This is a genomic window from Nocardiopsis sp. NPDC006832 (assembly GCF_040635885.1).
In the GTDB taxonomy this organism is placed as follows: Bacteria; Actinomycetota; Actinomycetes; order Streptosporangiales; family Streptosporangiaceae; genus Nocardiopsis.
Genome location: NZ_JBEYLC010000027.1, coordinates 51,850 through 70,738, shown reverse-complemented (window position 1 = coordinate 70,738; position 18,889 = coordinate 51,850). Strand labels below are relative to the sequence as shown.

Here is an 18,889-nt window from a genome sequence, read left to right as displayed (position 1 = left end):
CTCCTCCGCGTCGAGGGCGCCGTCCTCGTTTGGGGGACGTGGCCGTCGACTACGGGGAGGGGCCGGAACGAGACGGTCCCATGGGTCTGCGCCGAGTGCCCTGGGAAAGCAGAAGGCCAGGTCACCGGGGGATCGGTTTGACCTGGCCGTTTGTACGTATGGAGCGGATGACGGGAATCGAACCCGCGTTATCAGCTTGGGAAGCTGAAGTTCTACCATTGAACTACATCCGCGTGAGCGCGCCGGTTGCGGCTGCCAACGGTGGTTATCCTAGCCCAACTCCGGGTCGGTTCGGCAAGTCGGCGTGGTGATGACGCCCTCACGGGAGGACCGTAGGGCTGTTCTCGCAGGCGGTGGGTTCGACCGGTAGGTTCGACACCGTGTTGCTCTCCGATCGTGACCTCAACAAGCAGATCGAGTCCGGGCGGGTCCGGATCGATCCCTTCGACCCCTCTCTCGTGCAGCCGTCCAGCATCGACGTGCGTCTGGACCGCTTCTTCCGGGTCTTCGAGAACCACAAGTACCCCCACATCGACCCGTCGGTGGAACAACCGGACCTGACCCGGTTGGTGGAGACCGACGGGGAAGAGGCCTTCATCCTGCATCCCGGCGAGTTCGTGCTGGCTTCGACCTACGAGATCGTGACCCTGCCGGACGACGTCGCGAGCCGGTTGGAGGGCAAGAGCTCTCTCGGTCGGCTCGGTCTGCTCACGCATTCGACCGCCGGGTTCATCGATCCGGGGTTCTCCGGTCACGTGACCTTGGAGTTGTCCAACGTGGCGACGCTGCCGATCAAGCTCTACCCCGGCATGAAGATCGGGCAGCTGTGCATGTTCCAACTGACCTCACCGTCGGAGCGCCCGTACGGTTCGGCCGCCTACGGCTCGCGCTACCAGGGACAACGCGGCCCGACTCCGTCGCGTTCGCACCAGAACTTCGTTCGGACCCGGGTCGTGGAGGAGGAGCGTTAAAGCGAGGGGTCGCTTCGAAGCCTCAAATCGTCCTTACGGTACGGTCATGTTTTGACACGTTCCGTTGTTTCATGTGCCTGACATGGAACTGTGACCCTTGTCGCCCTAAAATGTGCAGTGGTATAGATCACATTCGGGCGCCCTGTGGGATCTGCATCCGGCGCTACAGGTCGGCGGACGTGTTTTATGGCGGTTAAACATGTTATCTGGTAGTGACATGCCGCCTGAACTGTGCGTTCACATCTCGGTAAGGTGGCGCCCCGACGTGACCAGGTGATGGTTTCGCCCTTTGACGGGCGCGCACGGGGGGCTCTGCGCGGACCACTCACCTGTGGAAACCGCAGGTTCGCGGTGAGGACCGACATCCTCGGCGAGCCTTCGCGACAGGGACAGCCCCGTGAGGAGACCGTGCCAGCAGTACGCGCAGACCACCTGTACAAGGTGTTCGGTAAGCAATCGAAGGCAGCCGTCGAACGGCTGTCCGACGGTAGCCACCGTGACACCATCGCCGACCTCGACGTGACCGCCGCCGTCATCGACGTGTCCTTCGAGGTCCAACCGGGCGAGATCTTCGTCGTCATGGGCCTGTCCGGCTCGGGTAAGTCGACGCTGATCCGGATGCTCAACGGCCTCCTCGACCCGACCGCGGGGTCGGTCGAGGTCGACGGCGTGAACATCACCGCCCTCAACCAGAAGGACCTGCTCAAGCTTCGGGGCGAGAAGATCAGCATGGTCTTCCAACACTTCGCCCTGCTCCCGCACCGCACCGTGCTGGAGAACGCGGCCTACGGCCTTGAGCTGCGCGGAATCCCGCGCGCCGAGCGCTTCGAGAAGGCCAAGGAGACCCTCGCCCTGGTCGGGCTGGAGGGATGGGAGGACAAGCTCCCGCAGCAGCTCTCCGGTGGCATGCAGCAGCGCGTGGGCCTGGCCCGCGCCCTCGCCGCCGACACCGACATCATCCTCATGGACGAGGCGTTCAGCGCGCTGGACCCGCTGATCCGCCGCGACATGCAGACTCAGCTCATCGAGCTCCAGGCGAGCCTGGGCAAGACGATCATCTTCATCACGCACGACCTCAACGAGGCCATGCGCCTTGGTGACCGGATCTGCGTGCTCCGGGACGGTCGTGTCGCCCAGATCGGGGAAGCCGCCGAGATCCTCAACTCCCCGGCCAACGACTACGTGGAACGTTTCATCGAGGACGTCGACCGCTCCCGGGTGCTCACCGCGTCCGCGGTCATCGACGCCTCCGTGGCCAAGGACGACTCCGTTCCTCAGGTCGACGCCGACACCGCCGTCGCCGACCTGTTCTCAAGTGTGTCGACCTCGGACCGTCTGCGTGTGGTCTCCGACCAGGGTGAGGTGCTCGGCATGGTTACCCGTGAGTCCGTGCTCGCCTCGCTCAACACCAACGCGAGCGGGGAGAAGAGCAAGTGACACCCGTCGACTTTCCGCCCTCCCTGCCTCTCGGTGAGGGGTTCGAGGCGTTCAACAGCTGGTTGAAGGCCAACTTCGGTTGGTTCTTCGACCTGAGCGGTGAGTTCATCCGCTGGGCGGTCGCCGTCCTGTCCGGGTTCTTCGTCGAACCCGCGGCCGGGCAGCTGGCCTTCATCGCCGCGGTGATCATCGCCGCGCCGTTGGTGCGTTGGCGTCGGCTTCCGCTGCTCGGCATCGTCATCGGCGTCTCGTTGCTGTACGTCCTCGAAGCACTGTTCGGTGTCGTGACGGCCATCGTCAACGCCGTCCCGGGGCTCTTCATCTGGGCGATGAACCTGTTCGACACGGTCGTGGAGCCCTACTTCGTGGTCTCCCTCGTGTTCCTGATCGCGGTCACCGCGCTGGGACTCGTCGAGAAGCGGACCCGGTTCCGCGCCGGGGTCGTCGCCGGCGGCTGGTTGCTCGTGGTGCTGCTCGGCTGGCTGTTGCTGCCGATGTTCGTCACCCGGCCGATGGCGCTGATGATGATCCTGCTGCTGAGCCTGCTCGCGCTCTCGGTGGCCGGTTGGCGCATGGGGCTGTTCGCGCTGATCGCCCTGACCATCGTGGCCTCCGTCGGACAGTGGACCAACGCCATGGACACGCTCGGTCTGGTCCTGGTGGCCAGTCTCGTGGCCGTGGTCATCGCGATTCCGATCGGCATCCTGGCCGCCTACAACGACACGCTCAGCAAGATCGTCAAGCCGATCCTGGACCTGATGCAGACGCTGCCCGCGTTCGTCTACCTGATCCCGGCGATCTTCTTCTTCTCGATCGGCGCCGTACCCGGTGTGGTCGCGACCATCGTGTTCGCGATGCCGCCCGGCGTACGCCTGACCGAACTCGGCATCCGCGGCATCGACAAGGAACTCGTGGAGGCGGGTGAGGCCTTCGGTGCTCCCCGGAGCAAGATCCTCACCGGTATCCAGCTTCCCCTCGCCCTGCCCACGATCATGGCCGGTGTCAACCAGGTCATCATGCTGGGCCTTTCCATGGTCGTCATCGCCGGCATGGTCGGTGCCGGTGGTCTGGGCAGCCAGGTCTACCAGGGCATCACCCGTAACGACGGTGCGCTCGGTTTCGAGGCCGGTATCGCCGTGGTGATCCTGGCGATCTTCCTGGACCGCCTCACCGCCGCCGTCACCAAGAACAGCCCGCAGGCCCGTGTCGCTTCCTGACATCGGCCGGTCCACGCAAGTCACTAGGGAAGGGAATCCCGAAGATGTACAGCCGTAAGCGCATGACGGGTCTGGCCGCCGCCGGTATGAGCGGAGTGCTCCTGCTGTCCGCCTGTGGGAACGGCGGCGAGGACCTGACCGGTGGTTCGGACTCCGAAGAGGGCGGTCAGGACATCAGCATCGCGCTGATCGCCTGGGAGGAGGCCATCGCCACCACCGCCATGTGGGAGGTCATCCTGCAGGAGAAGGGCTACAACGTCGAGGTCACCGACGTCGACGTCGCTCCGGCCTTCCAGGGCGTTGCCAACGGCGACGTGGACCTGTACCTGGACACCTGGCTCCCGGCCACGCACGAGCAGTACTGGAACGACTACGGCGACCAGATCGAGGACCTCGGTTCCTGGTACGACAACGCCATCCTGACCCTCACGGTTCCCACGTACATGGAGGACGTGAACAGCATCCCGGACCTGCTCGACCACGCGGACGAGTTGGACAACCGCATCGTCGGTATCGACCCGGGCGCCGGCCTGACCGACACCACGCAGAACAGCGCGATGCCCGGCTACGGCCTGGACGACGAGTTCGAGCTCGTGACCTCCTCGGGCGCGGCCATGCTCGCCGAGCTGGACTCCGCGATCGCCGAGGAGGAGCCCATCGTCGTGACGCTGTGGCGTCCGCACCCGGCCTACGCCGAGCACGACCTCAAGGACCTTGAGGACCCCGAGGGCCTGATGGGCGAGGCGGAGTCCATCCACGCCATCGGTCGCGAGGGCTTCGGAGAGGACTTCTCGGAGGTCGCCGGCTGGATCGAGGGCTGGACGATGGACGACGACGAGCTGTCCACGCTGGAGGTTCTCACGCTCGACGAGTACGAGGACGAGCCGCAGGAGGGCGCTCGCGTCTGGCTGTCGGAGAACCCCGAGTTCCTGGAGCGCACCCTGGGCGAGGACGCCGAGGGCCTGGAGTTCTAAGGACCTCCACGCGGACCCGTTCGACGGGTACACGCTCATGGGGGCCGTTCCACCGCCAGGACCCGAGCCACCGGTGGGGCGGCCCTTCGTCGTGAACGGGGTTCTCCGGAGCCGTGGCGATGATCCGTGGCCGGTCACGGAACCGACCACGGCGGGCCGGAGTTTCAGCGGTCGTTCTCACACGTAAACTGGTGGTTCAAGTACATTTGAGACGGTCGTTCCCATGCTGGGGACGGCCGTTTCCGTGTGTCGTCACAGAGCCCGCGTCGATGGTCGACCCTCCACGGCGTGCGGGCGCACAGAAGGACTTCGAGGGCGGGAGACCCCAAGGATGTACAGCCACAAGGGCCTGAAGAGTCTGGTCGCGGGCGGGATGGGCGGGGCACTCCTGCTGACCGGATGCGCGGCCGAAGAGGGTGGCGAGGACCTCAAGGACGTCGAGATCGCGCTGATCGGCTGGGAGGAGGCGATCGCGGTCACCCACCTGTGGGAGGTGATCCTGGAGGAGAAGGGCTACGACGTCACGGTCACCGAGACCGATCTGACGTCCGCCTTCGAGGGGGTGGCCGCCGGCGATCTCGACCTGTACCTGGACATGTGGCTCCCGGTCACGCACCACGAGTACATGGACGAGCACAGGGGTCGGGTCGAGACCCTGGGTTCCTGGTACGACAACGCCTCCCTCACCCTGACGGTTCCCGAGTACATGGAGGACCTGGTCTCGATCGACGACCTGCCTCGACATTCCGACGCCCTGGGCGGGAAGATCGTCGGTATCGAACCGGACGCGGGTCTGACCAGGGTCACCCGGGACCAGGCGATGCCCGGCTACCTGCTCGACGAGGATTTCGAGCTGGAGACGTCGTCGGGTGCCTCGATGATGGCCGAGTTGGGTGAGGCGTACGAGGCGCGGGAACCCATCGTCGTGACGCTGTGGCGTCCGCACCCGGCCTACGCCCAGTACGGCCTCAAGGACCTTGAGGACCCGCAGGGGTTGATGGGCGAGGCCGAGAACATCCACTCCGTTGGTCGAGACGGCTTCGGCGAGGACTACCCGGAACTGACCGAGTGGATCCAGAACTGGACCATGAACGACGACGAACTGGCGGAACTGGAGGTGCTCACGGTGGCCCCCGGCGTGGAGGACGCCACCGCGGGGGCCCGCGAGTGGCTGTCGAAGAACCCCATGTTCCTGGAGCGCACCATGGGTGAAGCGGCGCAGGGCCTGGAGTTCTGACCCATGTGACCGTGCGCACGAACGGGTGGCGACCCCTCGCGCCGAGGGGGAGCACGAGAAGCGGGGGCCGTCATCCCATCTGGGAGGACGGCCCCCGCCGTGTGTTCGTTCGCGTTGCTCCGGTCCCGCGGTTCAGGGGGCGTAGTAGCCGCCCTGCGCACCGCCGCCGGGGCTGATCCGACGATCGGCCTCACGCTTGGGCAACATGTAGGCGGCGAGTAGCCCACCGATGAAACCGAACAGGTGCGCTTGCCACGAGACGCCGGGGTGTTGGGGCAGAACCCCCCAGATCATGGTCCCGTAGAAGATGACCACGCAGATCATGATGACGATGTCGACGGTCTTGCGCTCGATGATGCCGCGTAGGACGGTGTAGCCGAAGTAGCCGAACACGAGTCCGCTGGCGCCCACCGTGGGGACGCCCGGGACGGAGAACAGCCACACGCCCACACCGCTCACCACGGCCACGATCAGGGTGGTGAGCAGGAAGCGGCCTTGGCCGCTGAAGGCGACCAGGGACCCCAACACCAGGAACGGCAGCGAGTTACCGATCAGGTGGGGGAAGTTGGCGTGCATGAACGGGGCGGTCAATATCGTCCAGGGGGCGCTCGTGTCCCAGGCACGCAGCCCGAACTCTTGGTCGAGCCGCATGCCGGGGACGGTGTCGACGATCTCGAACACCCACATGGCCGCGAGCATCCCCGCTACGGTCAGGATGGCGGTGATTCTGGACTGCTTCACACTTTGAGCGTAAAGGAACAGGCCTTGTGGCGGTATGTCCGTCGCGGTGTGTGTGATGAATAGAGAGGAATGTCTGACTGATCCTCGGGGTGGAACGGTGCGGCTCGGTCCGAGGCGGGGCCGGTATGGTGCCCCGGTCAGGAGGTCAGGGAGCGCTTGCGGGGCGGGATGCCGGCGACGGCCATGAAGGCCTCGACCCTGGCGGGCTGGATCATCCCGGTCAACGGCAGGTGGCTGCGCGCGGTGCGGCGACCGGACAGGGACGGGAAGCGCTTGGCTCGCCCGGTGGTGTCGTACAGGCCCAGGGAACGGATGCGCCCGGGCAGCAGGTGGTAGGAGCCGATCTCCTCGAAGGGGACGCTCACGACGTAGGACCCGCGCTCGTAGCGGAACTCGTCCTTGGAGATCTCCAGCACGGGCTTCCTGATCAGGTGGCCGTGGACGGCGCAGGCCGCGCCGCCGAGTACGAGCAGGACCCCGAGGGTGACGCCGGCCCAGTGGCCGGAGCCGATCAGTGCCGTGATCAAGCCCAGGATCACCAGAACGTAACCGGCCCACGTCTCTACGTACTTACGACCTACAGGGCAGACCAGGCGGACCGATTCGGACACGGCGGATGCCTCTCTCGCTGGGCGGGGCGCTGAGGATGACGGAGGTCGTCACACGGAACCTTATCCGCTTCGTGTGCGAGGGGTCCTCGGTTTCGGACATTTAGGTGGCGGGGTTCAGGACATATTCGTGTCCATTTTCGAGTGTCGTGCGGATACAAGAGTCGATGATTGGTTCATCCTATGTTTTCTAGGATAGAAATCGCCTCGGTGAACTGTCCTATTTTGGTGCGACTTGAGGTGAATGGTTCTCTGTGTCCACTTCTCTCTTGGTAGTGATTCGGGTCCTCGCCGTAGTTAAACATTGTTGACTTATGTGTCGAGGCTGTTCGAGCTAACCGATTAACCGCAAACCTTTAGTCGGTCGTCCGAATCCCCGGTGATTGGCGGGTTTTCCCGTGGGTCCTCTGGCCTGCGGAGATGTGAAGTGACACGGTGCGTTGTCGGGGTATTGAGAAAACATGACCAGGGCTTGGTCCGATGGGCGCGAACCGGTTGCGGATGGGTCACGAATCCGGCATTGGGGCTATACAGATTTTTCGCTAAATGGTCTTCTGATCGACTAATCGCCTAGTTTTGTCGGGGCGTGCCCTTGGGGCATCTCCCCCGTGTCCTGTCGCTTCAGTGATCAAGGGTGTGACTATGTTCAAGCGTCGAAAGACGCTGGCGCTCGCCGCGGCGGCGTCGTCAGCAATGTTGGTGGCCAGTGGTTGTAGCGGTGGCGGAGAGGAGGACGATGGCGTCAGGGAAGCCACCTGGGTCATCGAGACCCTTCCCGGCGCATGGCAGTCCATCAGCGCGGCCGGTGGCAGCGTCTACGTCATCCAGATGCTCTCCGGCATCCTTCCGAGCACCGGCGGGTGGCTGGCCGACGCCGAGACCTACGAGTACGACATGGACGTCCTCGCCGAAGAGCCCACCCTGATCAACGACGACCCCGACGAGGGACCCTTCGAGTTCAGCTTCACGCTCGCCGACGACGCCGTGTGGAGCGACGGCGAGCCGATGACCGGCGAGGACCTGCGGGTCACCTGGATGATGTCCGCCGGGCCGGAGGAGGGGCACTGCAACGGTTGTGACTCCCGTTCCAGCACCAACCCCGACCAGGTCGAGGCCATCGAGGTCGACGGCAAGACCGCCACGGTCACTCTGAAGGAGGGCCAGGCCAACGCCGAGTGGATGGGCCTGTTCGACTCGCACAGCGTCGCCGGTGGTTTCCTCCCCTCCCACCTGGCCGAGGAGAACGGCTGGGACGTCGACGATCCGGACCAGTTGGGCGAGTTCTTCGCCTGGCTGCACGCCGAGCGCCCCGAGTGGTCCGGCGGCCCGTTCCAGATCGTCGAGGGAGACCTGGAGAACGAGGTCGTCAAGGAACCGAACCCCGAATGGTTCGGCGACGAGCCCGGCCTGGACCGCGTCACCTTCATGTTCAACACCGACGAGGGCACCTTCGTCAACGCCTTCAGCAACGATGAGATCCACGGCGGAAACCCCTTCTCCTACAACGAGGACGTCTACACCCAGCTTCAGGATCTGCCCAACGCCAAGACCTCGATCGGTGAGGGCGCGTCCTGGGAGCACGTGGACATCAACCTCAACAACGAGTTCCTCCAGGACGTCGAGCTGCGACGCGCCATCTTCACCGCCATCGACCGTGACGAGATCGCCTCGCGCAACTACGAAGCCGGCTACCCCGAGTACCAGCTGAAGAACAACCACATCTTCGGCAACGACAGCCCCTACTTCGTCGACCACTACGAGGGCGAGACGCAGGGCACCGGCGACATCGACGCCGCCACCGAGATCCTTGAGGAGGCCGGCTACGAGGTCGGCGACACCCTCACCCTCGACGGTGAGGAGGTCGGTCCCTTCCGTCTGCGCAGCACCGACTCCGTCGTGCGCAACACCTCGCTCCAGCTCATCCAGGCGCAACTGGCCGAGATCGGCGTCACCGCCAACATCGAGGTGACCGACGACCTGGGCGGCACGCTCGCCGAGAACGACTACGACATCATGCAGTTCGGTTGGCAGGGCACGCCGTACTTCGTGACGTCGGGTGCCCAGTACTGGCGCAGCGACAGTGACAGCAACTTCGGTGGCTTCGACAACGAGGAAGTCGACGAGTTGGTCGACGAGGCGGCCAACGCCCCCGACCTCGACACCGCCGCCGGTCACCTGAACGAGGCCATGGAGATCCTGGTCCCGGAGGCCTACGTCCTCCCGATCATGCACGAGCCGAACTACTCCTTCGTGAACAGTGACCGGCTCGCGGGAGTCGAGGACAACCTCCAGTCCAGCTACCGTTCCACCCACAACGTCGGTGAATGGACCATCGCCGACTAGGGCGGACCGAGTGCCCAGGCCCGGCTCCGGGACACCCTCCCGGGGCCGGGCCGATCCTCGCCCATCCCTGAAGGATCACTTCCATGCTCGTTTACACGATGCGACGCGTTCTGGGTGCGATACCCGTCCTGGTCCTCGCATCCATCCTCACCTTCGTGATGATCGACGTCTCCGGTGACCCCCTGGCCGACATCCGGATGCAACAGCCACCGCCCACGGAGGAAGTCATCCAGCAGGCGGAGGCGCGCCTCTACCTGGACCGCTCCATGCCTGAGCGGTACTGGCTGTGGATGACCGGAATCGGTGGCAACGGCGACATCGGCCTGCTCCAAGGTGAGTTCGGCCCGTCCACCCAGGGGCCGCAGTACGAGATCGGCCCCGCCATCGCCGAACGTCTATGGACCACCCTGCGCCTGGTGGGCGCCGCCATGGTCTTCGCGTTGGGCCTGGCGATCATCACCGGTGTCATCAGCGCTCTGCGCCAGTACTCCAAACTCGACTACACGCTCACCTTCGTCGGCTTCCTGGCCTTGGCGATGCCGACCTTCTGGCTCGCGGGCATCATGCAGGCGGCCGGGGTCAAGTTCAACCAGTTGGTGGATGAACAGGTCTTCGCCACCATCGGTGACGGACGCTTCCGAGCCCAGGGCGAACCGTTGGGAGACCAATTCCTCAACGCCTTCGCCCACATGGCATTGCCGACACTCGTGCTCATGCTGATCAGCTTCGCCTCGTGGAGTCGCTACCAACGCACCTCCATGTTGGAGGTGATGAACAGCGACTACGTGCGTCTGGCCCGGGCCAAGGGGTTGCGCCATCACGTGGTCATCCGACGCCACGCCCTGCGTACCGCGTTGATCCCGCTGACGACCGTCGTCGCCATCAGCGTCGCGGGCGTGATCGACGGGGCCATCCTGACCGAGGTGGTCTTCCAATGGCGCGGTCTCGGCGACTTCTTCATCACGGCGGTCGACAACAACGATTCCTACGCGCTGATGGGCTGGCTGCTTCTCAGCGGCGTCATCGTGATCGTGGCCAACCTCGTGGCCGACCTCCTGTACGCCGTGCTCGACCCAAGGATCCGCTATGAGTGAGAACGGCATGTTCGGGAGCGCCCGCAAGGGGGCGAAGAAGAAGGACAGTGCCGACCGGACCCAGCTGCAGACGATCCTGATCCGGTTCACGCGGCACCGTCCCGCGATGATCAGCCTGGTCATGTTGATCCTGATCATCCTGTTCGCGTTCGTGGGGCCCTTCTTCTGGGTGTGGGACCACACCGTCTACAAGGAGATCCCCAGCAACCTGCCGCCGGGCGGCGAACACCCCCTGGGAAGCTCGGCCGCCGGAAACGACGTCCTCGCCCAGCTCATGCGCGGGGCCCAGCAGACCCTGAAGGTCGCCTTCACCGTCTCGCTGGTCTCCACCGTCGTCGGCTCCATGTGGGGCGCCACGGCGGGGTACTACGGTGGTCGTGTCGACGCGTTGATGATGCGGATCGTCGACATCTTCCTCATCGTCCCGCTGCTGGTCGCGGCCGCGGCGATCGCGGGCAACACCGGTGCGGGGGCCTCCTGGTCCGCCATCGCCCTGATCATCGCGATCTTCTCGTGGGCGACCATCGCGCGTGTGGTCCGCGGCGTCGTCCTGTCCCTTCGGGAACAGGAGTTCGTGGAGGCGGCCCGGGCATCGGGGGCCTCCGCGCCGTGGATCATCGTCCGGCACCTGTTGCCCAACGCGGCCGGACCGATCATCGTCGCCGCCACCCTGTTGGTGGCCGTGGCGATCCTCGCCGAGGCGGGCATGTCCTTCCTGGGGCTCGGCATCCAGCTCCCGGACATCTCGCTCGGCCAGATGATCGGCAGCGCGCGCACGGCGGTGACCACGCGTCCCTGGCTGTTCTATCCGCCGGGTGTGCTGCTGGTGCTGATCTGTCTGACGATCAACTTCATCGGTGACGGCCTCCGGGACGCCCTCGACCCACGACAGACCAGGGTGCGGCGATGACGACTGAGTACATGAACGAAGAACACGCCACCGCCGAGACCGGTGACGACGTGGTGCTAGAGGTATCCGATCTGAGCGTCACCTTCCCCTCCGACGACGGCCCGCTTCCCGCGGTCCGCGAGGTCTCCTACGTGCTGCGCCGGGGCGAGGCCCTGGGCATCGTGGGGGAGTCGGGGTCGGGCAAGTCCGTGACCTCCATGGCGATCATGGGCCTGCTGCCCAAGAACGCACAGGTGGAGGGTTCCGCCAGGGTCCTCGGCCAGGAGGTCATCGGGCTCAACGACAAGGCGATCAGCAAGGTCCGCGGGAAGAAGATCGCGATGATCTTCCAGGACCCGCTGACCTCGCTCAACCCCGTCTACACGATCGGCTACCAGATCGCCGAGGCGGTGCTCGCGCACCGGAAGGTGAGCAAGCAGACCGCCATGGAGCGGGCGCTGGAACTGCTGGAGATCGTGGGCATCCCGTCGCCCGAGCAGCGGCTCAGGCAGTACCCGCACGAGCTCTCCGGCGGTATGCGCCAGCGCGTGGTCATCGCGATCGCCATGGCCAACGAGCCGGACGTGATCATCGCCGACGAACCCACCACGGCGCTCGACGTGACCGTCCAGGCGCAGGTCCTGGACGCGCTCCAGCGGGCCCGTCGGGAGACCGGCGCCGCCCTGGTGCTCATCACCCACGACCTCGGTGTCGTCGCCGGTCAGGTCGACCGGGTCGGGGTGATGTACGCGGGCCGCATCGTGGAGATGGGTCCGGTGGAGGAGGTCTTCTACCGGCCGCGCATGCCCTACGCGTTGGGGCTGCTCGGCTCGCTGCCCCGACTGGACGGTGACCGCTCCGACCGGCTCACACCCATCCTCGGAAGCCCGCCCTCCCTGCGGGATCTGCCCCCGGGCTGCGGGTTCGCGCCGCGCTGCCCGATGGCGCGCGAACGGTGCCACCAGGAAGAGCCGCGGCTGCTGCTCACCAACGGTGACACCGGCCGGGAGCCCTCCGAGACGGGCGACCCCGCCGTCCACACGGCGGCCTGCCACTTCAGCGACGAACTGGTGGGAGTGGGGGCGGCCGACCTGTTCCGGCCCGGTGACGAGGACTCGCAGGAGAGCGGGGACGAAGCCGAACCGGGGAACCCCGTGGAACCAGAGGTGCTGCTCAGCGCCACCGACCTGGTCAAGCACTTCCCGATCCGCTCCAAGGGCATCCTGCGCCGCAAGGTCGGAGAGGTGCAGGCGGTCTCGGGTATCTCGCTGGACCTGCGGGAGAAGGAGACGCTCGCGCTGGTGGGGGAGTCGGGCTGTGGCAAGTCCACCACGGCGCGGTTGCTGCTCAACCTCATCCGGCTCACCTCGGGCGAGGTGACGTACATGGGGCAACCCCTGCAAGGGCTCTCCGACCGCCGGATGCGTCCACTCCGCAAGGACCTGCAATTGGTCTTCCAGGACCCCTTCGCGTCCCTGGACCCGCGCATGACGGTCTCGGACATCATCGGCGAACCCATGCGCATCCACGGGGACGGACACCGCGACGCGCGCAAGCGGGTCAAGGAGCTCCTGGAGCTGGTGGGGCTCAACCCCGAGCACGGTTCGCGGTACCCGCACGAGTTCTCGGGTGGCCAGCGACAGCGCATCGGCGTGGCCCGAGCCCTGTCGCTCAACCCCCGGGTGCTGGTCCTGGACGAGCCGGTCTCGGCCCTGGACGTGTCCATCCAGGCGGGTGTGATCAACCTGCTGGAGGACCTCCAGGACGAGCTGGGGCTGTCGTACCTGTTCGTCTCGCACGACCTGTCGGTGGTCAAGCACATCGCCGACCGGGTGGCCGTGATGTACCTCGGCAAGATGGTGGAGACGGCCACGACGGAGCAGCTGTTCAGCTCTCCCTCGCACCCGTACACCCAGGCGTTGATCTCCGCGATCCCGCTGCCCGACCCGATCAAGGAGCGGACCAGGGAACGGATCATGGTCACGGGCGACATCCCGAGCCCGGCGAACCCGCCCTCGGGGTGCCGTTTCCGCACCCGGTGCCCGAAGTTCGCGAACGAACTCTCCGACGCCGAACGGACCAAGTGCGTCGAGGAACCGCCGGAGCTGCTGGACCGCGGCAGCGGACACCGGGACGCCTGCCACTACTCCCAGGTGGTGGAGCTCATCTGAGGTGGTCCGGCGGTGCGCCGTCGGTAGCGATGGGATCTGACCGGCGCCGTGGAGAATGTCCCCTCCGCGGCGCCGGTTCCTCGTTCCGGGTTCCTTCACCACCTTCGACGACACGCGAGATGACGAAAGTGCCTGGTTTCGGGTGCGGGGCTCCGCTAGTTTCGACGTTCACGTTGTCTCTGACCGGTTTCCCCCGAAGGAGAATCCTTGACTCCCGCCACCCCCCGACGGCCCACGCCGTTCCGACGACACGGAGGGTGGTCGGCCGCCACCCTTCTCACCCTCTCCCTCGCGTTGGCGACCACACCGGCGCTGGCCGACACCGCGGATCCCGATGAGCGGGCGGACGAGCTGCGGTCCGACATCGACGCGATCCTGGAGGACCCCGCGCTGGAGGGCGCGACCTCCGGTGTGGTGGTCACCGACGCCGACAGCGGCGAGGAGCTCTACTCGGCGCACGGTGACACCTCGCTGCTGCCCGCCTCCAACATGAAGAACTTCGCCACGGCGGCGGCCCTGCAGACGCTCGGCCCCGACCACACCTTCACCACGCGGGCCGTCGTCGAGGACGACACCGCCGCAGGAGAGGTGCCCGGGCTGTACCTGGTCGGCGGCGGCGACCCGACGCTGAGCGCGGACGACATCGACGCCATGGCCGCGGACGTGGCCGCCGCCGGGATCACCTCGGTGGGCGAGGTGTACGCCGACGACACCTGGTTCGACGATCAGCGCCTGGTGGACGACTGGTGGCCCGAGGACGAGCCCTACGCCTACTCCGCGCAGATCTCGGCGCTCACCGTGGCCCACGGAGACCGCTACGACACCGGAGTGACGGAGGTGACCGTCACCGCCACCGACGACGGTGAGGCGGTGAGCGTGGACCCCGGCGCCGCCGAGGGCCACGTGGAGGTCGACAACCAGGCCGTCACCGGACCGGCCGAGGGCGAGAACACCCTGGTGGTCGACCGTCCGGTCGGCACCAACACCATCGAGGTGACCGGGAGCCTGCCCGCCGACGCCGAGCCGTCGGTACAGCTGCGCACGGTCGACGAGCCCGCCGGGATGGCCGGGCACGTGTTCGCCCGGGCCCTGGAGGAGAACGGGGTCGAGGTCGAGGGGGACATCGCTCAGGGCGAGGTCCCCGAGGACTGGGCGGAGCCCCACGCCGTCGCCGAGAACACCTCCATGACCTTGGAGGAGATCCTCGTTCCGCTGATGAAGTTCAGCAACAACGGTCACACGGAGATGCTGGTCAAGAGCGTCGGCCAGGAGACCGCGGGCGAGGGCTCGTGGGAAGCCGGCCTGGCCGGGGTGGAGGAGGCTCTCCAGGAACTCGGTGTGGACACCTCCGACCTGGTCCTCAACGACGGTTCGGGGCTCTCCCGGACCGACCGGATCACCGCGAACAGCATGATCGACCTGCTGACCCGGGTGCAGGACGCCCCCTGGTACGAGGTCTGGCACGACTCCCTGCCGGTGGCCGGCGACAGCGACCCGTTCGTCGGCGGCACCCTGGCCTCGCGCATGGACGGCACGGCGGCCGACGGCGTCGCGCAGGCCAAGACCGGCACCATGTCCGGGGTGAGCGCCCTGTCCGGCTACGTACAGGGGCCGGACGGCTCGGAGGTCCACTTCAGCGTCGTCAACAACGACCACGCCGGTGCGGCGCCCCTGCACGTGCAGGACGCCATCGTGGTCCGGCTCGCCGAGTACCTGGGCAACCAGGCGCCGGAGGGGACCGTGTCCCTGCGCAGTGAGCCCGCGGTGAGCGGGGAGCTGGAATGCTCCTGGGAGCTGACCTGCTGAGACCGATAGCGCCGATGCCGTCGTCCTGAAAGGGCGTGGCACGGGCGGTGACGAGGGCCTGTCGAGGGATCGGCGGGCCCTCGTCCGTGTTCGAGGAGGTCGGCGCGGTTCGATGGGGTTGTCCACAGTCCGAGGACGTGGGCTGTCGCGGGTCGGCCGAAGCCGGCAATGTTGAACACGGCGGGGTTCTCCCGCCACCCCGTTCCTCCCACAGCGCGGCTCCCCGCCGCGCCGTGCCGTAGAAGGGCCTTCCGTGTGGAATCGCTGACCGTCACATCTGTGCTGGGCATGATCATCGGTCAGGTCTTCTCCCTGGTCGTGATGATCCTGGTCCTGTTGGGCCTGGGCAAACTCGCCAGCCGGCTCATGGACGTGCCCTTCAACCTGCCACGTCTGGCGCTGGCCGCGATGTTCGGCGCACCGATCGGATCGGTGGGTGCGGTCCTGGCCCACTACGGCTCCTTCGACGCGTTGAACACCGCGGAGCCGGCCCGGATGGACCAACCGGGCTTCTTGGCGTTGATGTTGTTCGCGATGGCGGTGGGCTCGATGCTCGCGTTCGTCGCCCTCGAACTCCTCATGCCGCGAGGTACCGGGGTCCGTCCGGTCGCCCTGCTCCGCGAGACCACCGACCTGTTCGGAAGACTGGGCCGGTACCGCGGGATCCTGTGGATCCTGGTCCGGCACGGCCTGGGCGGATACGTCATAGGCCGACGGGAGGGGGTGGACGACACCTCGGTACAGCGCAGGCTCGCCCGCTCCCTGGCCCGGTCCATGGAAGAGGCGGGGGTGGTGTTCGTCAAGCTCGGCCAGGTGTTGGCCACCCGCCGCGACCTGCTGCCACCGGTGTTCGTCGAGGAACTGGGCCGACTGCACAGTGAGGTGGCCCGGGTCCCCTACGACGACATCCGCGACTGCGTGGCCGCCGAACTGGGACGCGGGGTCGACGAGGTGTTCGCCGACTTCACCCCCGAACCCCTGGCCGCCGCGTCCATCGCCCAGGCGCATCCGGCGCGGCTGCTCGGTGGTGAGGAGGTCGTGGTCAAGGTGCAACGACCGGGAATCGGTCCGGTGGTCCGACGCGACCTCGACATCATCAGACGCCTCGCCAAGCGGGTGGACGAGCACACCGAGTGGGGGCCCGCGATCGGGGTGCGCGGCCTCGCCGAGAGGTTCGCCGACGCCCTTCTGGAGGAGTTGGACTTCGAGGTGGAGGCGGCCAACATCGCCGCCGTCGCGGAGGCGTCCGTCGACTCGCCGGTGCGCATCCCGCGGGTCCACGAGGCCTACACCAGCCGTCGGGTGCTGGTGATGGAACGACTGCACGGGCACCAGATCGGCGGGACCGAGCTGCCGGAGCGGCGTGGGGAGGAGATCGCCAAGACCCTGCTGGACTGCTTGCTGGAGCAGGTGCTCGTCGGCGGGATCTTCCACGCCGACCCGCACCCGGGCAACATCCTGCTGCTCGACGACGGAGGGGTGGGTCTGCTCGACTACGGGTCGGTGGGCCGATTGGACGCCCGGACCCGTGAGGCGTTGCAGATGATGCTGCTGGCCATCGACCGGGGTGACGCGGTCCTGCTCACCGACACGCTTTTGGACGTGGTGGACGATCCGGGGGAGATCGACCCGGAGCGGCTGCGCCGGTCGCTCGGTCGGTTCATGGCGCGCTACCTGCATGGTGGGGCCACGGCCAGTATGCGGATGTTCACCGAGCTGCTCATGCTGGTCACCCGGTTCGGGCTGGTCCTGCCGGCCGAACTGGCGGCGGTGTTCCGGGCGCTGGCCACCCTGGAGGGAACGTTGATGTTCCTCGCCCCGGGGTTCGACACGGTGTCCGAGGCCAAGCGGTACGCGGGGGCGCGGATGTCGGAGCGGTTGGACGGCGGAAACCTGCGAGAGCTGGCGACCGGAGAGCTGTTGGCCCTGCTGCCGACCCTGCGCCGACTGCCACGTCGGCTCGACCGGATCACCGACCAGCTCCACAAGGGCCGGTTCACGGTGCAGGCGCGGCTCTTCGCCCACCCGCAGGACCGAAGACTCCTGCGCTCGGTGGTCCGCCGCGCGGTCATGACCGTCCTGGCGGTGGTCACCGGGTTCATGTCGGTGGGACTGTTCAACGTGACCGAACAGCCCGGGGTGGCCTGGTCGGACCTGGCCACGCACACCCAAGCGCTCAACCTGTTGGCGTGGGTCCTGCTGGCGGCCACCGTGATGTTCGTCCTGCGATTGCTGGTGGACATGGTCCGGGACGGGTCGAAGGGCGAACGGGGTTGAGGGGGACCGGCGCCGACCGTTCGAGGTCGGTCGGGTGGCCTGGTCCGCCAAGCGGAGTGAACGGTCAGCCGGCCTGGTCGATCAGACGGCGCAGGGACCGGTACACCTGGTCCGCCGAGGGCGGTGGTTCCAGGACACAGCAGCGCAGGAAATAGCCGTCGCAGGCGGCGGCCACCCCGGCGCGGGCCTCGGGGTCCGGCAGGTAGGGGGAGAGGAAGGCGTCCACCGCGTCGTGCCAACGCGTGACCTGATCCCGCAGGCTGGGGCGTCGGGCGGCGATGAGGAACAGTTCCATCTCCGCCAGAGCGTGGGCTCGGTCGTGCCCGGTGCCCTCGGCGATGAGCGCCGCGAACCCGCGCAGCGCGCCGTCCGGGTCGTCGGGGAGGGCCTCCGCCACCGCCACGTAGGCGTCGTTGGCCCGGGTGAGCGTGTCGACGAGGAGGTCGTCGATGGTCGCGTAGTAGTAGGTGACGGTGCTGGGCGGGACCGCTGCCTCGGTCGCCACACGACGCTGGCTGACCGCGGTGACACCCTCCCGGGCGATGACCGCCATGGTGGCGTCCAGTAGGAGCCGGCGTCGCTGTTCGCCCTTGCGGCGGCGGCCGTCGCTGATGTTGTCCGGGTCCTCGGTGGTCTTCGCGGTACTCATGGTGTTCCTCCCGTTCGATGGCCGGTCGGTGCGCACGTGTTCAATGCCGTCCGCCCATCTCCAGGGCCATGACCCCGGCCATGACCAGGGCGATGCCGCCGATCTGCGTCCAGGTGAGGGATTCTCCCAGCAGGACCGCTCCGATGATGGCGACCAGGGCGACCCCGATGGCGGCCCAGGCCCCGTAGGCGACACCGAGCGGCAGGCCTCTGGCGAGCGCTTGGGAGAGCGCGTAGAACGCGCCGCCGTAGCCGATGACCACGACGATGGAGGGGAACAGACGGGTGAATCCCTCGGAGAACTTCAGTGAGGTGGTCGCGATCACCTCCAGGACGATCGCTCCGGCCAACCACATCCACGGCATGGCACAGCTCCTTCGTGTCCTTCGGCCTCCCAGGGGAAACCTGCTCGAATGCTCAGTTTTCGTTCGCCAAAGAACCTGGGCGAATGAACAAGATTCTACGCGGTGCATGAT

The 18,889-nt window shown here is 66.8% G+C and carries 15 protein-coding genes and 1 tRNA gene; 11 read left to right on the top strand and 5 right to left on the bottom strand.

Features of this window, described 5'->3' with window-relative positions; genetic code table 11:
- Positions 1 to 159 precede the first annotated feature (159 nt).
- Positions 160 to 233, bottom strand: a tRNA-Gly gene (locus ABZ717_RS14945).
- Positions 234 to 380: 147 nt separating this feature from the next.
- Between ABZ717_RS14945 and dcd the strand changes: the two genes are divergently transcribed.
- The 5 genes from dcd (at position 381) to ABZ717_RS14920 (ending at position 5,836) form a co-directional block, all read left to right on the top strand.
- Positions 381 to 971: a dCTP deaminase gene (gene dcd, locus ABZ717_RS14940; protein ID WP_358509888.1), complete on the top strand. Its 591-nt coding sequence runs from the start codon at positions 381 to 383 to the stop codon at positions 969 to 971.
- Positions 972 to 1,379: 408 nt separating this feature from the next.
- Entirely contained in the window at positions 1,380 to 2,408 is a 1,029-nt protein-coding gene (locus ABZ717_RS14935) for a glycine betaine/L-proline ABC transporter ATP-binding protein (RefSeq protein WP_358509885.1), read from the top strand.
- On the top strand, positions 2,405 to 3,625 hold the full coding sequence (locus ABZ717_RS14930) for an ABC transporter permease subunit (RefSeq protein ID WP_358509882.1): 1,221 nt from the start codon (positions 2,405 to 2,407) through the stop codon (positions 3,623 to 3,625). The genes ABZ717_RS14935 and ABZ717_RS14930 overlap by 4 nt, the downstream gene beginning before the upstream one ends.
- Before the next feature lie 44 nt (positions 3,626 to 3,669).
- Positions 3,670 to 4,599: a glycine betaine ABC transporter substrate-binding protein gene (locus tag ABZ717_RS14925; RefSeq protein ID WP_358509879.1), complete on the top strand. Its 930-nt coding sequence runs from the start codon at positions 3,670 to 3,672 to the stop codon at positions 4,597 to 4,599.
- Between the two features lie 331 nt (positions 4,600 to 4,930).
- Positions 4,931 to 5,836: a glycine betaine ABC transporter substrate-binding protein gene (locus ABZ717_RS14920; RefSeq protein WP_358509876.1), complete on the top strand. Its 906-nt coding sequence runs from the start codon at positions 4,931 to 4,933 to the stop codon at positions 5,834 to 5,836.
- A gap of 132 nt (positions 5,837 to 5,968) precedes the next feature.
- On the opposite strand, the gene ABZ717_RS14915 is transcribed toward ABZ717_RS14920, so the two are convergent.
- Both ABZ717_RS14915 and ABZ717_RS14910 read right to left on the bottom strand, forming a co-directional pair.
- Positions 5,969 to 6,577, bottom strand: coding sequence for a rhomboid family intramembrane serine protease (locus ABZ717_RS14915; protein WP_358509873.1), 609 nt, complete (start codon positions 6,575 to 6,577; stop codon positions 5,969 to 5,971).
- Positions 6,578 to 6,714: 137 nt separating this feature from the next.
- Positions 6,715 to 7,188: a hypothetical protein gene (locus ABZ717_RS14910; RefSeq protein WP_358509870.1), complete on the bottom strand. Its 474-nt coding sequence runs from the start codon at positions 7,186 to 7,188 to the stop codon at positions 6,715 to 6,717.
- Positions 7,189 to 7,827: 639 nt separating this feature from the next.
- On the opposite strand from ABZ717_RS14910, the gene ABZ717_RS14905 reads away from it, so the two are divergent.
- The 6 genes from ABZ717_RS14905 to ABZ717_RS14880 all read left to right on the top strand — a co-directional run bounded on the left by ABZ717_RS14905 (position 7,828) and on the right by ABZ717_RS14880 (position 17,765).
- Positions 7,828 to 9,528, top strand: coding sequence for an ABC transporter family substrate-binding protein (locus ABZ717_RS14905; protein ID WP_358509867.1), 1,701 nt, complete (start codon positions 7,828 to 7,830; stop codon positions 9,526 to 9,528).
- 83 nt (positions 9,529 to 9,611) lie between these two features.
- On the top strand, positions 9,612 to 10,622 hold the full coding sequence (locus tag ABZ717_RS14900) for an ABC transporter permease (RefSeq protein ID WP_358509864.1): 1,011 nt from the start codon (positions 9,612 to 9,614) through the stop codon (positions 10,620 to 10,622).
- Positions 10,615 to 11,532 (top strand): ABC transporter permease, encoded by a 918-nt coding sequence (locus ABZ717_RS14895; protein WP_358509861.1) that lies wholly within the window; start codon positions 10,615 to 10,617, stop codon positions 11,530 to 11,532. Before ABZ717_RS14900 ends, ABZ717_RS14895 begins: the two co-directional genes overlap by 8 nt.
- Complete coding sequence (locus ABZ717_RS14890) at positions 11,529 to 13,682, top strand: ABC transporter ATP-binding protein (RefSeq protein WP_358509858.1); 2,154 nt, start codon at positions 11,529 to 11,531, stop codon at positions 13,680 to 13,682. The genes ABZ717_RS14895 and ABZ717_RS14890 overlap by 4 nt, the downstream gene beginning before the upstream one ends.
- A gap of 294 nt (positions 13,683 to 13,976) precedes the next feature.
- A complete protein-coding gene (gene dacB, locus ABZ717_RS14885; RefSeq protein WP_358509912.1) occupies positions 13,977 to 15,488 on the top strand; it encodes a D-alanyl-D-alanine carboxypeptidase/D-alanyl-D-alanine-endopeptidase in 1,512 nt (503 codons plus the stop codon).
- A 288-nt stretch (positions 15,489 to 15,776) separates the two neighbouring features.
- Positions 15,777 to 17,765 (top strand): AarF/UbiB family protein, encoded by a 1,989-nt coding sequence (locus ABZ717_RS14880; protein ID WP_358509910.1) that lies wholly within the window; start codon positions 15,777 to 15,779, stop codon positions 17,763 to 17,765.
- A 64-nt stretch (positions 17,766 to 17,829) separates the two neighbouring features.
- Here the strand turns inward: ABZ717_RS14880 and ABZ717_RS14875 are convergent, their stop codons facing one another.
- Both ABZ717_RS14875 and ABZ717_RS14870 read right to left on the bottom strand, forming a co-directional pair.
- Positions 17,830 to 18,414: a TetR family transcriptional regulator gene (locus ABZ717_RS14875; protein WP_358509855.1), complete on the bottom strand. Its 585-nt coding sequence runs from the start codon at positions 18,412 to 18,414 to the stop codon at positions 17,830 to 17,832.
- A gap of 40 nt (positions 18,415 to 18,454) precedes the next feature.
- On the bottom strand, positions 18,455 to 18,778 hold the full coding sequence (locus ABZ717_RS14870; RefSeq protein WP_358509852.1) for a multidrug efflux SMR transporter: 324 nt from the start codon (positions 18,776 to 18,778) through the stop codon (positions 18,455 to 18,457).
- Positions 18,779 to 18,889 lie beyond the last annotated feature (111 nt).

Coding starts and splice junctions, on each gene's coding strand:
- ABZ717_RS14925 (WP_358509879.1), top strand. CDS start 3,670: ATGTACAGCCGTAAGCGCATGACGGGTCTGGCCGCCGCCGGTATGAGC.
- ABZ717_RS14920 (WP_358509876.1), top strand. CDS start 4,931: ATGTACAGCCACAAGGGCCTGAAGAGTCTGGTCGCGGGCGGGATGGGC.
- ABZ717_RS14905 (WP_358509867.1), top strand. CDS start 7,828: ATGTTCAAGCGTCGAAAGACGCTGGCGCTCGCCGCGGCGGCGTCGTCA.
- ABZ717_RS14900 (WP_358509864.1), top strand. CDS start 9,612: ATGCTCGTTTACACGATGCGACGCGTTCTGGGTGCGATACCCGTCCTG.
- ABZ717_RS14895 (WP_358509861.1), top strand. CDS start 10,615: ATGAGTGAGAACGGCATGTTCGGGAGCGCCCGCAAGGGGGCGAAGAAG.
- ABZ717_RS14890 (WP_358509858.1), top strand. CDS start 11,529: ATGACGACTGAGTACATGAACGAAGAACACGCCACCGCCGAGACCGGT.
- ABZ717_RS14880 (WP_358509910.1), top strand. CDS start 15,777: ATGATCATCGGTCAGGTCTTCTCCCTGGTCGTGATGATCCTGGTCCTG.
- ABZ717_RS14875 (WP_358509855.1), bottom strand. CDS start 18,414: ATGAGTACCGCGAAGACCACCGAGGACCCGGACAACATCAGCGACGGC.
- ABZ717_RS14870 (WP_358509852.1), bottom strand. CDS start 18,778: ATGCCGTGGATGTGGTTGGCCGGAGCGATCGTCCTGGAGGTGATCGCG.